This window comes from Geobacter sp. OR-1 (assembly GCF_000813145.1).
Lineage (GTDB): Bacteria > Desulfobacterota > Desulfuromonadia > Geobacterales > DSM-12255 > Geoanaerobacter.
The window spans coordinates 1-15,060 of the sequence record NZ_BAZF01000016.1 but is presented as its reverse complement, the minus strand read 5'-3'; the positions used below and the strand labels follow the sequence as shown (position 1 = coordinate 15,060).

Below are 15,060 nucleotides of genomic sequence, written 5' to 3'. Positions count from 1 at the left end.
ATGTCGAAACATACAGCCGAACCGATATCCATCTTCGACTTGCGGATAATGAAGCCCGCCCTGACCGAATCCATAAAAAAGCTCGATCCCCGTATTCTCTGGCGCAACCCGGTCATGTTCTGTGTCGAGATCGCCAGCGTCATCACCCTGATTACCTTTATCATGTCTCTTACCGGAGCTAACCGTGAACCGGCCTGGTTCACCGGTACCGTCTCCATCTGGCTCTGGTTGACGGTTCTATTCTCCACCTTTGCCGAAGCGCTGGCCGAAGGGCGGGGCAAGGCCCGTGCCGCATCTTTACGTAAGAGCCGCACGGACGTAACTGCCAAGCGGTTGGACAAACCTGAATTTGGCGGCAATTACACCACGGTCGGCGCCAGTCAGCTGCGTAAGGGGGATCTGATCCTGGTTGAAGCCAACGATATGATTGCCGGTGACGGTGATGTGGTTGCCGGCGCGGCCCTGGTGAACGAGTCGGCAGTCACCGGTGAGTCGGCCCCGGTGGTGCGGGAGTCGGGCGGGGACCGGAGTGCCGTCACCGGCGGCACAACAGTCATTGCCAATGCCATTATTGTGCGAATCACCGCCAATCCGGGCGAGACCTTCCTGGACCGGATGATAGGCCTTATCGAGGGGGCCAAACGGCGCAAGACCCCCAACGAGATCGCCCTGGAGGTGCTGCTCATCGCCTTGACCCTGGTATTTCTGCTTGTGTGCGCCAATATCAGTCCGCTTTCGATTTACAGCGTCAAGGCTGCCGGGCAGGGGACACCGGTGTCTCTGACCATACTTGTGGCGCTCTTTGTCTGCCTGGCGCCCACCACCATCGCCGCGCTTCTTCCAGCCATCGGTATCGCCGGCATGGACAGGCTTTTCCAGAAGAACGTCATTGCCCTTTCCGGCCGGGCCATTGAGGCGGCCGGCGATGTCAACGTGCTGTTGCTCGACAAGACCGGCACCATCACCCACGGCAACCGTGAGGCGGTATCATTTGTCCCGGTCGGGGGGCATAACGAGAAAGAGCTCGCCTTGGCAGCTTTGTCAGCATCACTGTTTGACGAGACCCCGGAAGGTCGCAGCGTGGTTGCATTAGCGCAACAGAAATACGGACTGGGGATGGAAAAACCCCTGGATGCCGAAGTTGTTGAGTTCAGCGCCGAAACGCGTCTCTCCGGAATCAATATTGGCGCCAGCTGTTTCCGAAAGGGGGCATCCGATTCGATCGTCTCCTTTGTCACCAAGCTCGGATGTACAGCAATTCCAGAAGATTTGAGAGGTCTCGTGGACCGGATTGCCCGGGCCGGGGCCACTCCGCTGGTTGTATCCCGTGATTGCGACATCCTGGGGGTGATAAACCTGAAAGACATCGTCAAGGCCGGTATCCAGGAGCGCTTTCTACAGCTGCGCAGCATGGGGATCAAGACGGTGATGATAACCGGAGACAACCCCTTGACCGCCGCTGCTATCGCTGCCGAAGCCCAGGTGGACGACTTCCTCGCCCAGGCCAAGCCCGAGGAGAAACTGCGGTTGATCCGCGAGTACCAGGAAGGCGGCTTCATGGTGGCCATGACCGGCGACGGCACCAACGACGCCCCGGCCCTGGCTCAGGCGGACGTGGCGGTGGCCATGAACACCGGCACCCAGCCGGCCCGTGAGGCTGCCAACATTATCGATCTTGACAGCAACCCGACCAAGTTGCTGGATATCGTCGAGGTCGGGAAACAGATCCTTATGACCCGCGGCAACCTGACCACCTTCAGTATCTCCAACGATGTTGCCAAGTATTTTGCCATTATTCCGGCGATGATGCTCTCCATCTACCCGCAGCTGGAAGTGTTGAATATCATGCATCTGGCGAGCCCCTTCAGTGCGATCCTCTCGGCGGTCATTTTCAATGCAATCATCATTCCGATGCTGGTGCCGCTGGCCCTGAAAGGGACCAGGTTTCGCCCCATGCCAGCGGAGAAGCTGCTGATCCACAATCTGCTTATCTACGGGGTGGGGGGGATTATCGCTCCGTTCGTGGGTATCAAGGCAATTGATCTGATGATCGGGATGGTTGTGTAAGTTTATACAATGTAGGGGCAACCCTCCGTGGTTGCCCAGATTACGGGTGGCCACAGGGGGCCGCCCCTACAAAAGGGAAAACCAATGAAAGATATAAGACCTGCAATTCTGATGCTCATAGTTTTCACCATTATCTGCGGCGGCATCTATCCGGCCGTGGTCACCGGCTTCGCTAATTCCGTATTTCCGAAGCAGGCCAAGGGTAGCCTTATTGTTGATAAATCAAACAGGGAGATCGGTTCGGACCTGATCGGTCAGCCCTTCTCAAGGCCTCAATACTTCTGGCCGCGCCCTTCCGCCACCACTGATTTCGGCTACAACCCGGCCGGGTCCGGTGGTTCCAATGCCGGCCCGACCAATCCCGATTACCTGAAGACGGTCATGGATCGGGTCAAGGCCCTCCGGGATACCGGAGTGATTGGTTCTGTCCCGGCCGATCTGGTACAGGCATCGGCCAGCGGCCTCGATCCGGACATCACGCCGGAAGCGGCCATGGTACAGGTTCCCCGCATTGCCGGTATGCGGGGCATGAGCGAGGATGCCCTGAAAAAGCTGGTTGCCGACCATACAGAAGGGCGTCAGTTCTCTATTCTGGGGGCGCCGCGGGTCAATGTCCTTGCGCTTAACCTGAAACTGGATACAGTTTCCAGATGATGACAAACGGTGACGACATACGCCCTTCTCCGGAGGCGATGCTCAAGCTGGCCCAGGCGGAAGAGGTCAAGGCCGAGGTGGGAAAGCTGAAGATCTTTCTCGGCTATGCCGCGGGAGTAGGAAAGACCTATGCCATGCTGGAGGCAGCGGATCTGAGGAAACAGGAAGGGCGTGACGTGGTGGTCGGCTATGTGGAATCCCACGGCCGGTTCGAGACCGATTCGCTGCTGGCGTTCACCGGTCTGGAGATCATGCCGAGAAAGCTGGTGGAGTATCAGGGTGTGCAGCTTGCGGAGCTCGACATTGACGGGATTCTGGCCCGCAGGCCCCAGATCGTTCTTGTTGATGAACTGGCACATTCCAACGCTCCCGGTTGCCGTCACGAGAAGCGCTGGCAGGATGTGGAAGAGCTGCTGGCGGCCGGGGTCGATGTCTATACCACGGTCAACATCCAGCATTTCGAGAGCCTGAATGACGTGGTGGCACAGATCACCGGGGTAGTGGTTCGGGAAACCGTTCCTGATCGGTTGCTGGACCTGGCATTCGAGATCAAACTGATCGATATCTCTCCCGAAGACCTGTTACAGAGGCTGAAAGAAGGAAAGGTCTATATTCCGGCCCAGGCTGCCAAGGCGATGGAGAAATTTTTTCGGCTCGGCAACCTGATGGCGCTTCGTGAGCTGTCGTTGCGCCGCGCTGCGGCCAGGGTTGACGACCAGATGCGGGCCTACATGGAGACCCAGTCTATAGCCGGACCGTGGCCCACGGCAGAGCGTTTGCTGGTTTGCGTCAGCGGCAGCCCCTTCAGCGAAAGGCTGATCCGTTCAACCTGCCGGCTGGCTGAAGAGTTGAAGGCGCAGTGGTTCACGGTTTATATCGAAACCCCGGGGGGCGGGCGCCAGCTCCAGGAGAACCGGGAACGGATCTGGCGCGACCTGCGCCTGGCAGAAAGCCTGGGTGCCCAGGTGGCAACCGTAACAGCGGCCGATATTACTGATGCGGTTATGGAATACGCTGTCCGGCACAATGTCACCAAGATCGTTATGGGCAAGCCTAACAAGCCTCGCTGGCGGGAAATTCTGCAGACGCCTATCGCTGATCGCATTATCCGGAGAAGCGGCGCCGTTGATGTCGTTATTGTCAGTTTTGACCAGGAGGACACTGCCGCTACAGCATCCGTACACAGGCGCAGCCGCCCCTTGAAACTGACCGGCTATGCAGGCTGTCTGATGCTTATCGCAGCTGCCACGTTACTGTGCGAACTGCTGCGCCCATTCCTCGCTCCGACCAATATGGTCATGTTCTACCTGCTGGCTGTAGTTGTCGCATCGGTAAGGCTCGGCCGCAAACCGGCCATTGCCACGGCATTCTTCGGGGTGCTGGCCTTCGATTTCTTTTTTGTCCCGCCGCGTCTGACCTTTGTGGTGGCCGATACCCAGTATCTGCTGACTTTTCTAGGCCTTTTCGTAGTGGGTGTTGTTATAAGTTCCCTGGTGGCAAGGGCTCGAGAGCGGGCCGAGGCGATGCGTACCCGCGAGGTCCAGACAGCCAGCCTTTACTACCTGAGTCGCGACCTTGCGGCCTCCGTTGATACCGATGCCGTGCTGAAGGCCGTGGTCAGAAATGTTGAGGAAGCCCTTAATGCCCAGGTGGTGATTTTTCTCCCTGAAGGAGAGCGGCTCGACATCATGGCGGCTTCCGACGAACTCACTCTCGATATCAAGGAGCAGGCAGTTGCCGACTGGGCATTCCGCAATAACCATCAGGCCGGACGGGCCACTGATACTCTGGTATCCGCAAACCTGATCTACCTGCCGTTGCAGACAACGACCGGCGTGCTCGGGGTAATGGGCGTACTGATGCAACGAGAGCAGGATTACCACGCCCAGGATAACCGCCGGCTGCTGGAGGCGTTTGCCACCCAGGCCGCCATGGCCATGGAGCGTATCCGCTTCTCCCGCCAGGCTGAGCAGGCTCAGATACTTCAGGCCCGGGAAAACCTGGAACGGGCGCTGCTTAACTCCATCTCTCACGATCTGCGCACGCCTCTGTCGTCTGTAACCGGGGTTCTTACCTGCCTGAAGGATGAGGGCGAACATCTAAGTGACCATGCGCGGCAGGAACTGCTTGACAATGCCTGCAACGAGGCTGAGCGGCTCAACAGATTTGTCGGCAATCTCCTGGATATGACCCGTATCGAGGCCGGCGCCGTCAGATTGAATCGTGAGCCGTGCGATGTTCAGGATCTGGTCGGATGCGCCTTGGCTGCCTTGGAATCGCGCATAGAAGGGAGAGAAATATCATTCCGGATGCTGTCGGATTTGCCGCTGGTGCCGATGGATTTGGTACTGATGACACAGGTTATGGTCAATCTGGTGGACAACAGCCTGAAATACTCGCCTGTAGGAACGCCGATAGAGATAACTGCTGCGGCTGACTCTGAGTGGTTGACCCTAGAACTTCGAGACCATGGCCCTGGGGTATCCGAGCATGACCTGCGACGCATCTTTGACAAGTTTTACCGTATCCCTGTCCCTGAAGGGGCTGGTGGTACAGGCCTGGGGCTCTCGATCTGCAAGGGGATAGTGGAGGCTCATAATGGTCGTATTGTGGCGGAAAATCTCCCTTCCGGCGGTCTGAGGATCGAGCTGCGTCTGCCGTTGAATACAGCCAAGGGGTAGCAAGTGACGCCTTCCAAACGTGTCACATCATCACTGAAGCGCCGGGTGGCGACAGTCTGCTGTGCGATTCGTCTTAATCCTCATCCTCTGCGGGGTGTTGCAGGACCTGCCGTATGGACTCGCTCAAATCGGTCATCCGGTACGGTTTCTGAATAAACCCGATGAACCTCTGACCGGAAAACTTTTGGGCGACTTCGTGTTCGCAGAAACCGCTCGATATGATTACTTTGACCCCTGGGTCGATCTGTCTGAGTTCCCGGAAGCACTGATCGCCGTCCATATGCGGCATGGTCAGATCGAGGATGACCAGGCAGATGTCATCTCTGCTTTTATAGACATCCAGCGCCTCACGGCCATCGTTTGCCGTGATGACGTCGTACCCGAGCTCCCGCAGCATTTCACTGCCTACAGCCCGCACGGTATTCTCGTCGTCTACCAGCAGCACAATTCCGCTACCATGCCAGCTGCTGGTGCTTTTCGCTTCGTTGACAACTGCGACCGGCTGCCCGCTGACCGGCAGCAGTATGGTGAAGCTGCTTCCCTTGTCCGGTTCGCTTTGAACTCTGATGGTCCCTTTATGGCCGCGGATGATGCCCAGGACAGCAGCCATCCCCAGGCCGCGGCCGGTGAATTTGGTGGTGAAGAAGGGATCGAAGATCTTGCCCAGCGTCCCCTTGTCCATGCCGCAGCCGGTGTCGGCAACTTCCAGAAAGACGTAATTACCTTCGGGAATCCGTTCTGGCATCCATGCCTCTTTCAGGTACTCTTCATTGCAGTTCAGGCAACCGGTAGTGATTGCGATGACCCCGCTTTTGTCCCCGATCGCTTCAGAGGCGTTGATAACCAGGTTCATGATGATCTGGCGGATCTGGGTGGCGTCGGCCTCGACCGAAGGGAGGGGTAGGGTAAGGTGATAGCGCAGGATCGCCTTCTTGGAGATGGAGACCTCCAGCATATGCCCCATCTCTTCTACCAGGCGGTTCAGATCGATGTATTCGATCACGAATTTACCTTTGCCTGAGTAGGCCAGCATCTGCCTCGCCAGGTCCGCTGCCCGTGCCGCGGCATTTTCGATCCGCTGCAGGTTCTCCAGTGCGGGCGATTCCGGGTTGAGCCTCATCAGTGCCAGCTCGGCATTGCCGATAATTGTGGTGAGGATGTTATTGAAATCGTGGGCAATGCCGCCGGCCAAGACACCGAGGCTCTCCAGCTTCTGGGTGTGAAGGAGCTGACGCTCAAGATTAAGGTGCTCTTCTTCCAATTTCTTTCGGTCTTCTATGCACCTGGAGATGGCGATCACACCTTCGATAAGGGGGTTCGAGAGCTGATTGATGGCGCTGCATTCCATCCAGATGTAGCTTCCGTCCTTGTTCCGGTAACGATACTGGGTGCTGACCGCCATCGAAGGAGAGCTTAATACCTCCTTGAAGGTGTTATCCACCTGCCGCTGGTCATCGGGATGGATCAGGTCAAAGGTGTTGCGCCCGATCATCTCTTCCTGGATATAGCCATGGATTTTAAGTGCAGCAGGAGAGTTGTAGATGAGCGTGCCGTCTTTGCCGATAATGCTGATGATATCCGGAGAAAGGGCCATGATGCTCCGGAACCGCTCTTCGCTCTCCTGAATGGCAACCTGGGCCTTCTTCAGCTCGGTAATGTCGGTAATGTGTCCAACAAGCGAAATCAGGGTGCCGTTTTCATCCTCATGGCGCCGGCCAGACAAGTACCCCCAGAAATCGCTGCCCTCTTTACGCAGGTAATGGCGATCTAAACCGACACGATCGATCTCGCCGCTTATGAGCTGCTGCATCCGTTCGCCGCCGGCATAACGGTTGTCCGGGTGCAGGTGGTCCGGGTAACGTGAGCCGATCAGGTCAGTCAGACTGCAGCCGAACATCTCCGCCATTCTCAGATTGGCAACGGTGATGATGCCGGTTGGATCAACAAGGATGATCCCGGCATTCGAGGAATCAAACAGGACGCGCAACTGTTCTTCGCTGCGGATAATGGCTTGCTGGGCCTTTTTCTGCTCGGTAATGTCGTTTGCCGATCCGACAAAACAGAGGAGTTCGTTGTTGTCGTCAAAGTATGCGGTATTCCGGTCACTCAGCCAGCAGTAACTGCCGTCAGCCTTGCGCAGGCGATATTCCAGCACGAAATTGACCGACGGACCGGTTCTGGTCCGGAAAGTCGCAGCGAGTTCACCATCGTCCCCAAAAATCCGCTTCCGGTCGTCGGGATGGAAATATTCCTCTAGTTCGTCAACGGTGATTTGCATGAAGACAGAAAGGGGGTGGCCGGTCAACTCCTCGAAAAAGGGGCTCAGGTAGTCATACCCCCCTTTGTGCACATTCAGGCGGTAGAGAATGTGACGGGCACTCTGCAGGGCTTCCTGGAACCGGTTGTCGGCAGCATAAAGCGCTTCTTCGAGTTGCTGTCTCGACATGGTTGATACATCGTCCATTACCCCTCCGCTGCCCGGCTCCGATAAGTTGAGACAAGAATAAAACAGTGACATTTTAACATACAAATGCACATTATCCAGGCAATGCCAAAGCAACAGAGGGACAAGACTGCTGTCAAAGTGCCTTAAATCAGTGGCATTACCTCTTGGCATATCATGTGCTATAACACGGAAAACAGAATATGACGGTTAACGGCAACAACGGCAAAGGCGCCCCATCGTTCCAGATGGTGCGCCTTTGTTGTTTTGACCTTGCAGTGAAAGGATAATATGTCATGAAAGTTGCTTTTAGCTCCTCCAATGGAGAAATGATCGACCAGCATTTCGGCCAGTGCCAGAACTTCCATATCTGGGAGATCGGGCCGGAACAGGCGGTAGCGCTGAATATCGTCACTGCCGTAACTACCGCTGAGGACGAGGAAGACAGGATAGCGGCGCGGGCCGGCGCCCTTGCCGGCTGTGCCATTGTTTACACCATGCAGATCGGCGGCCCTGCAGCAGCCAAGCTGGTGGCGAAAAAAATCCACCCGATGAAGACCAACACCGAAGTCCCGGTGGCTGAAATCGTCGCCAAGCTTCAGGAGGTGTTGCGGGGTAACCCGCCTCCCTGGCTCAAAAAGGCGCTTAACAAGGATAACTGCTCATCATTTCTCGACGATTAATACGGCGCTGTCAAACAGGAAAGGAGAAGAAAAGTGGCATACATCACCGGATTACGCAGGAATAAAACTGAATACACACCCGAGTTCATAATGTCGATCGACGAGGAAACCTGTATCGGCTGCGGCCGCTGTTTCAAGGTCTGCGTTCACGACGTGCTGGCTTATGAAGAACTGGACGAGGATGATTCGGCGAAGATGTTCATGAAGGTAGCGAATCCCGGCAATTGCATCGGTTGCCAGGCGTGCGGCCGGACCTGCTCGAAGAAGTGCTTTTCTTTTGAGCCGGTGGTGTTGTAGGGCAACCCCCTGTGATTGCCCTGATCATGGGCGGCCGTATGTGGCCGCCCATTCAGGAGGTTTAATATGCTCATCGCAGTTGCATCGAAAGATGGACGGGATATCAACCAGCACTTCGGCCATGCCGAGCGGTTCCTGATCTATGATGTCGACGGGGAATCGATACAGCTGGTTGATGAGAAGAAGGTGGAGCGTTACTGTTCGTATGATCCGGACCATCCGCTGCGCGGTCATCTACTCCGGGCCATAGCCGAAGCACTGAAGGGGTGCCGGGTGGTGGCCTGTTGTCAGATCGGCGAATGTCCGCAGCAGGAGATGGCGAATCTCGGGGTCGAGACCTTTGTGGTCAGCGGCCCGATAAAGACAGTTCTTACAGAACTCGCAAAAGCTTTGTAGGCAGCTGCGAAATCTGCTCCCAATAATCACGACGAGGTGATGCCCCATGACCGGCCTAGGTTTCAATCTCTGCAATCTCCCTCCCTGGGTCATCGCTTCGCGCCACTTCAATGAGCACCCCCGACCGCTTGAGATCCAGGGGGTGCGCCTGGCCAACCGTCATTTCTTTGCCAAGCTGGACACCATTGCCAGCGCTGCCGAGCGGGCAATCATCTTCAACGATTATATGTCCGTAAAATATCAGCTGCATCACTGGCAGAGCCACACCGACTCGGCGCGCAAAAGTTTGAAGAACAGCTATCTCCGTTTTCTGCGCGGCTGGATGATGGACTCTAACTCAGTCGAGGGGGCGGTGCTCAAGGGGTGGGTGGAAAGCCGCATCGGAATTCCGCCAACATTCCACAAGATCCGAATTCCGGGCATCCACTCGGAAGAGTATATGACTTTTGCCATTGACCGGACTAAAGGGAGCGCCCGGACCAATGCCATAAACTCGCAGCTGGATCTTCTGTACGAATACTGCCAGTACGAACTCGGGAAGTCCAAACCAAGCGATGGGGTCGTAACCCTTTATCGTGGCACCAATGACGCCAACGACTATAATGTTATCGAGCAGCTCGGCAAACGGGAACAGGTAGTGCGGCTGAACAATCTGGTTTCCTTTACCGGCGATGAGGAGCGGGCCTGGGAGTTTGGTGACACGGTCTGGGAGATCAAGGCGCCGGTTGCCAAGATATTTTTCTATGACGATCTGTTGCCGAACAGCATTTTGAAGGGGGAGGGGGAGTGTCTGGTCATCGGTGGGGAATACCGGGTAAAGCGTATTTTATGTACATTGTGACCGGGAGACCCTGGGTAAGGGGGCTATTTGACGAGACTCAGGGCCAGATCCTCAATCTCTTTGGCAACCGACCGGTCGAGTTTTTTCAGCCAGCGGCCAGGTATGCTTTCAAAGCCGTAATAGGCGCCCGCCAGACCGCCGATTATCGCGCCGGTGGTGTCCGCATCTCCACCCTGATTTACGGTGGCAACAACGCACTCCTCAAAACCTTTGGCACGGAAAAAATAGTGGCATACGGTTTGGAAGGTGTCGACAACGTAGCCGGTTGCCAGCCCTTTGTAAGGCTCGAAGTTGAAATTCGGGAATTCTTCTGCCAGCAGGTTTACCTCCCTCCTGATCCGGTTCCGTGACGCGCCGGAAATTGCGAGGTGGAGCATCTTGCCGTAGCAGACGCAGGCAGCGTCGGAGAGGGGATGGTTGTGAGTCAGATGTGCCTGTTCGATTGCGCACCGGTGCAGTAAAGCATCGTCACTGACCGTATAGATTGCCACCGGAACCATCCGCATGAGAGCCCCGTTGCCGGCATCCCATTCATTGGGGGGTGTTTCGAGCTGGCCGTGAAGCATGAAATTTCTTATGCCGCGGCGGCAGGTATCGCCGACATCGATCGGCCTGGTCTTGAGCCAGGAAGCGAACTCAGTGGCAATTCTTGTAATATCCCAGCCATTGCCGGCGCATATTCCCCGCGCAATACAGAGTGACATATCCGTATCATCGGTAACCTGTCCCGGTTTCAACCTGAGCCAACCCCCGCCGGTCATCTCCCTGAGAATGCCGTGTCTGGCCTTGATTTCACCCGGCATCATGAATTCAACCGGAGCGCCGAGGGCATCGCCGACCGCCATCCCGAAGAATGCGCCTCTTATCCGGGAGAGCGTGTCATCGCTCACCCTGCCAGAATCTCCTTCATGCAGCTGACCAGGAAATCGAACACCTCTTCCCGGCTGGATATGAAAGCCGGCATGTCCCTGATCATCAGTTCTTCCATGAGATGCAGCGTGCGCTGGTCATCGCGGCCGAGTTCGCTCATGACTGCAGAAAGCATCGGCAGGACCTCGTAAATGTCATCGCGATTGAAACGATTGGGATCGGGTTTCCCGGAAAACTTCGGCTTGAACCGGTTTTCGGTATCCTTCTGGTATTTATTGTACAGGTCAGACCCCTTAACGCTGATCAGCGGCATCCGCACCCTCCGGACGAGCAGTTACTTTTGCATCCCATCTCTATCTTGATATCGCTGCCGTGAGACTTGAAGCAGTTCAGCGAGTCCCGGTTCACGTACCACTCTCCTCTGATCTCTTCCCCGAGGATTGCCTTGTTCTTCACCAGCATCAATACCTTCAGTTGGGTTGTCTGCAGCTCTGCCGCTGCCTCTGTTATATGTATGTTAGCTGTGCCACTGTTCATAAGGGCCCTCCTGATTTGATCTATTTCAACATGGTATTACATGGAGCGTGCCACAGGGTGAACAGCTGTAATGGCAGCTCTTTTGCCTGGTTGATATGTAAATATTGCCTGTGGTGCCTAATCTGTAATCAGAAATGCCCCGTCACCCGGCAGATCTCGTAAACAGTAAACCGGCATTTTCCCATAAGCTGCTGCTTTAGCGCTGTTCCGGCAATATTGCATCTTGTGGCACGATTCGTGTTAATGAAATACGTAAATTACAACAATCACAATTGAATACGATGGCGTATTCACATTCATGCAAAGAAGCCCGGTGCCCGACAGCGCCGGGCTTTTTTTGTCGGCAAGGGAGGCAGTTATGGCCACAGCATGTTCCGAAAAGAAAAATATTCAAGGTCACCCCTGTTTTGGCGGTAATCACCACAAAAACGGCCGGATGCATCTAGCCGTCGCTCCCCGCTGCAATATCAAGTGCGGTTACTGTTCCCGGCGTCACGACTGCGCCAACGAGTCGCGCCCAGGGGTAACCAGCAGGCTGCTGACGCCGGAAGAGGCGATCGCTAAAGTCAGGCAGGTGATGGTCAGCGAGGTAATGGGGCCGATAATAAAGGTCATCGGGGTTGCCGGACCCGGAGATCCGCTTGCCAATCAAGAGACCTTTGAAACCTTCAGGCTTGTGGGTGAAGAGTTTCCACAACTTATCAAGTGCCTGAGCACCAATGGCCTGCTGTTGCCGGAAAAGATCGACACGCTCAATGAGCTGGGTCTGCACTCTCTCACCGTAACCCTGAATGCGCTCGATCCTGAGGTGGGCGCGCGGATTTACAGCTATATCAACTATCATGGCCACAGATACACCGGTGAGGCAGCGGCGCGGATACTGATTGCGAACCAGATAGAGGGGTTAAGAAAGGCCGCCAAGTTCGGCATGACGATCAAGGTCAATACCGTTCTGATACCCGGCGTAAATGATCAGGAAGTTCCGGCCATTGCCGAAAAGGTCAAGGAACTCGGGGCATTTGTCATGAACGTGATGCCGCTCATTCCGCAGGCCGATTTTGCTCGATTTGTCCCTCCGTCGGCGGAAATGCTCGAGTCGGTTCGGAACGCCAATGAAAGGATTATCGGCCAGTTCAAGCATTGTCGTCAGTGCCGGGCCGATGCGGTTGGCTTGATTGGCGATGAGATGCAATTTGCCAAAGCCGCCTGTTCCGGGAATTGAAATGGTTCTCGATTCCTTCAGGATGTTCGACATCGGCCCATTTCTCGACCTTGCCGCAGAAGAAGGTTGGATATGCGATCCCTGGGAGTTCGAATTCCTTATCCGCACCTATCCGCAGGGATGTCTTGTCGTGCGGGAGACCGGCGGATCGGCGGTTGGGTTTGCCACTGGCGTTGCCTACTGCAAAAGCGGCTGGATCGGCAATCTCATTGTGCGTAAGAAGTTTCGGCGCCTTGGTATTGGAGCATTACTGATGAACAGCTGTCTGGATATCCTCTGCACTTCAGGGGTACGCACGATCTGGCTGACTGCATCAGCAGCCGGTGCGCCGCTTTATGAAAAACTCGGCTTCAGAATCATAGATCGTGTTGCAAGATGGCAATTAAATGGTTCACTGGATGCTGGCATGGGATATACACCTTCGGAACTCGAAATCCATGAACTCCTCTGCAGCGATAGGCTGGGGTGGGGGGATGACCGGTCCCTCATCTGCAGGGAAAAGGCCCGGCTGGGGAAGTTAATCCGTAATGACCGTTCCGCCCTGGTTATCCATAATACCGGGTCAAGAACCAACATCGGCCCCTGGAGCGGGACAATAGCAGGCGCTGGCGACCTTTTGGATATCGTGCTCACCGGCTTATCTGAAACCGGTACAACCTATCTGGACGCTCCGGCCGGGAACAGTGCTGCTGCGGCAATTTTCGAGGCAAAAGGTTTTACCAAGGGCGGCGAAACGCTGCTGATGTATCGTGGCGCTGCACCTGATTATCGACCCGATTCAATTTATGCCCTGGCCTCAATGGGAAGCATCGGCTGACAGCCTGATTTGCATATTTAGCCTTCCAAAGGACACGCGAAATGCAACTGGTAGCATGTATCAAGCAGGTACCTGACACGACGCAGGTAAAGATCGATCCGGAGACGAACACGCTGGTGAGGGAAGGGATACCGTTCATCATGAATCCGTACGACACGCATGCGCTGGAAGAGGCGTTGCGGTTTCGGGACCGGTACGGGTTCAAGGTAACGGTAATATCCATGGGGCCGCCCAATGCCGAGGCGACCCTGCGCAAGGCGTTGGCATTGGGTGCCGACCGGGTGGTGCTGCTCTCCGACCGCTGCTTTGGCGGCGCCGACACCCTGGCCACCAGTCATGTATTAACTGCCGCCATCCGGAAGCTGAACGAAGAAGACGAAGTAGCGCTGATATTATGCGGCAAACAGACCATCGACGGCGACACCGCCCAGGTCGGGCCCGGCATTGCCACCCGTCTTGGCTGCATCCAGCTCACCCTGGTCGACAAGATCCTCGACCTTGATCTTGAATCCCGGCGGTTGCGGGTCAGCCGCAAGCTCGAAGGGCGGCACGAGATCGTCGAAGCCCCGTTTCCGGCGCTGCTCACCGTAGTGCGGGAACTGAACCGGCCCCGGTATCCGACCGTACCGATGCGGCTGGCCGCTGCCGATGCTGCGGTCGAACTCTGGAACAACGAAGTCCTGCAGCTCGACGTCAACGAGATCGGTCTCAAAGGGTCGCCCACCTGGGTCGCCAAGATCTTCTCCCCCGAGCGGGACCAGGGCGAGATCATCGGCGACGGGATGAACGATCCCGACGGCACCGCCCGGCTCCTGATCGACAAGCTGCTGGCCAAAGATTTATTGGCGGTATAAAAAGCTGTGAATGGTGAATAGTGAAAGGTGAAAAATGCCTTGGTTATATTCACTATTCACCTTTCACCATTCACAGTTTTTATTATATTCACCATTCACAAAGGGAATTTGAAATGACCGAAGCGAAGAAACCGAAGAAACCCCGCGGCAAAGCGCGGCTGATTCCGGGCAAATGCATCGCCTGCGGGGCCCGGTGCCAGAGCGCCTGTCCGGTCAACTGCGTCGAGATGACCGACGCCGGCGAACCGGTCATCTTAAGCGACAAATGCATCGGCTGTTTGAAATGCATCAAAGTCTGCCCGGCCGAAGCATTAGAGATCCAGTTCACCCCCGAAGAGCTGGCCCTGCTTGAAGAGCTTGCCCGGCAGCAGGGTGGGGCGGTTGCCGAAGAAGAGCCCGACGACGAAGCAACGGCCCTGGCCGCCATGCTCTCCGCCTATCGCGGGGTCTGGGTCTTCATCGAACAGACCGAAGGCGAGGCGGCCAAAGTCTCCTGGGAACTGCTCGGCAAAGGGCGGGAACTTGCCGACGCCATCGGCGTACCCCTTAGTGCCATCGTATTAGGCGATCAGGTCGAACCGCTCTGCCATGAAGCCTTTGCCCATGGCGCCGACCGGGCCTACCTCATCGACGCCCCGGTATTAAAACATTACCGCACCGAATCATACCTGCGGTGCGTCTGTCACCTCATCGGCCAA

The 15,060-nt window shown here is 56.0% G+C and carries 15 protein-coding genes; 11 read left to right on the top strand and 4 right to left on the bottom strand.

Annotation, left to right across the window (positions count from 1 at the left end):
- From kdpB to OR1_RS14955, 3 genes are all read left to right on the top strand, one after another.
- The gene (gene kdpB / locus OR1_RS14965) at positions 1-2,067 is read left to right on the top strand and encodes a potassium-transporting ATPase subunit KdpB (RefSeq protein ID WP_041972708.1); all 2,067 of its coding nucleotides are present in this window, start codon (positions 1-3) and stop codon (positions 2,065-2,067) included.
- Between the two features lie 84 nt (positions 2,068-2,151).
- Positions 2,152-2,721, top strand: a complete 570-nt coding sequence (kdpC, locus tag OR1_RS14960; protein WP_041972707.1) for a potassium-transporting ATPase subunit KdpC — start codon at positions 2,152-2,154, stop codon at positions 2,719-2,721.
- Complete coding sequence (locus tag OR1_RS14955; RefSeq protein WP_152609929.1) at positions 2,721-5,402, top strand: sensor histidine kinase KdpD; 2,682 nt, start codon at positions 2,721-2,723, stop codon at positions 5,400-5,402. The genes kdpC and OR1_RS14955 overlap by 1 nt, the downstream gene beginning before the upstream one ends.
- A 73-nt stretch (positions 5,403-5,475) precedes the next feature.
- On the opposite strand, the gene OR1_RS14950 is transcribed toward OR1_RS14955, so the two are convergent.
- On the bottom strand, positions 5,476-7,866 hold the full coding sequence (locus OR1_RS14950) for a PAS domain S-box protein (RefSeq protein ID WP_052440492.1): 2,391 nt from the start codon (positions 7,864-7,866) through the stop codon (positions 5,476-5,478).
- A gap of 275 nt (positions 7,867-8,141) precedes the next feature.
- Between OR1_RS14950 and nifX the strand changes: the two genes are divergently transcribed.
- The 4 genes from nifX (at position 8,142) to OR1_RS14930 (ending at position 10,062) form a co-directional block, all read left to right on the top strand.
- Complete coding sequence (gene nifX, locus OR1_RS14945) at positions 8,142-8,528, top strand: nitrogen fixation protein NifX (protein ID WP_041972705.1); 387 nt, start codon at positions 8,142-8,144, stop codon at positions 8,526-8,528.
- Between the two features lie 33 nt (positions 8,529-8,561).
- Positions 8,562-8,825 carry a ferredoxin III, nif-specific gene (gene fdxB, locus OR1_RS14940; protein ID WP_041972704.1) on the top strand — a complete coding sequence of 88 codons (264 nt, stop codon included), beginning with the start codon at positions 8,562-8,564 and terminating at the stop codon, positions 8,823-8,825.
- A gap of 66 nt (positions 8,826-8,891) precedes the next feature.
- Positions 8,892-9,221: a NifB/NifX family molybdenum-iron cluster-binding protein gene (locus tag OR1_RS14935; RefSeq protein ID WP_041972703.1), complete on the top strand. Its 330-nt coding sequence runs from the start codon at positions 8,892-8,894 to the stop codon at positions 9,219-9,221.
- A 46-nt stretch (positions 9,222-9,267) separates the two neighbouring features.
- Positions 9,268-10,062 carry an NAD(+)--dinitrogen-reductase ADP-D-ribosyltransferase gene (locus OR1_RS14930; RefSeq protein WP_041972702.1) on the top strand — a complete coding sequence of 265 codons (795 nt, stop codon included), beginning with the start codon at positions 9,268-9,270 and terminating at the stop codon, positions 10,060-10,062.
- A 23-nt stretch (positions 10,063-10,085) separates the two neighbouring features.
- Here the strand turns inward: OR1_RS14930 and draG are convergent, their stop codons facing one another.
- Genes draG through OR1_RS14915 form a run of 3 tightly spaced genes read right to left on the bottom strand, consistent with a single transcriptional unit; the run spans position 10,086 to position 11,469 of the window.
- Complete coding sequence (draG, locus tag OR1_RS14925; protein WP_272946200.1) at positions 10,086-10,952, bottom strand: ADP-ribosyl-[dinitrogen reductase] hydrolase; 867 nt, start codon at positions 10,950-10,952, stop codon at positions 10,086-10,088.
- A complete protein-coding gene (locus OR1_RS14920) occupies positions 10,949-11,245 on the bottom strand; it encodes a hypothetical protein (protein ID WP_041972701.1) in 297 nt (98 codons plus the stop codon). The genes draG and OR1_RS14920 overlap by 4 nt, the downstream gene beginning before the upstream one ends.
- Positions 11,236-11,469 (bottom strand): hypothetical protein, encoded by a 234-nt coding sequence (locus OR1_RS14915; RefSeq protein ID WP_041972700.1) that lies wholly within the window; start codon positions 11,467-11,469, stop codon positions 11,236-11,238. Before OR1_RS14915 ends, OR1_RS14920 begins: the two co-directional genes overlap by 10 nt.
- Before the next feature lie 358 nt (positions 11,470-11,827).
- On the opposite strand from OR1_RS14915, the gene OR1_RS14910 reads away from it, so the two are divergent.
- From OR1_RS14910 to OR1_RS14895, 4 genes are all read left to right on the top strand, one after another.
- Positions 11,828-12,691, top strand: a complete 864-nt coding sequence (locus OR1_RS14910; RefSeq protein ID WP_041972699.1) for a radical SAM protein — start codon at positions 11,828-11,830, stop codon at positions 12,689-12,691.
- Between the two features lies 1 nt (position 12,692).
- Complete coding sequence (locus OR1_RS14905; protein WP_041972698.1) at positions 12,693-13,508, top strand: GNAT family N-acetyltransferase; 816 nt, start codon at positions 12,693-12,695, stop codon at positions 13,506-13,508.
- A 41-nt stretch (positions 13,509-13,549) separates the two neighbouring features.
- On the top strand, positions 13,550-14,362 hold the full coding sequence (locus tag OR1_RS14900; protein WP_041972697.1) for an electron transfer flavoprotein subunit beta/FixA family protein: 813 nt from the start codon (positions 13,550-13,552) through the stop codon (positions 14,360-14,362).
- A 113-nt stretch (positions 14,363-14,475) separates the two neighbouring features.
- On the top strand, positions 14,476-15,060 hold a 585-nt coding region (locus OR1_RS14895; protein WP_041972696.1), incomplete at its 3' end, for a 4Fe-4S dicluster domain-containing protein.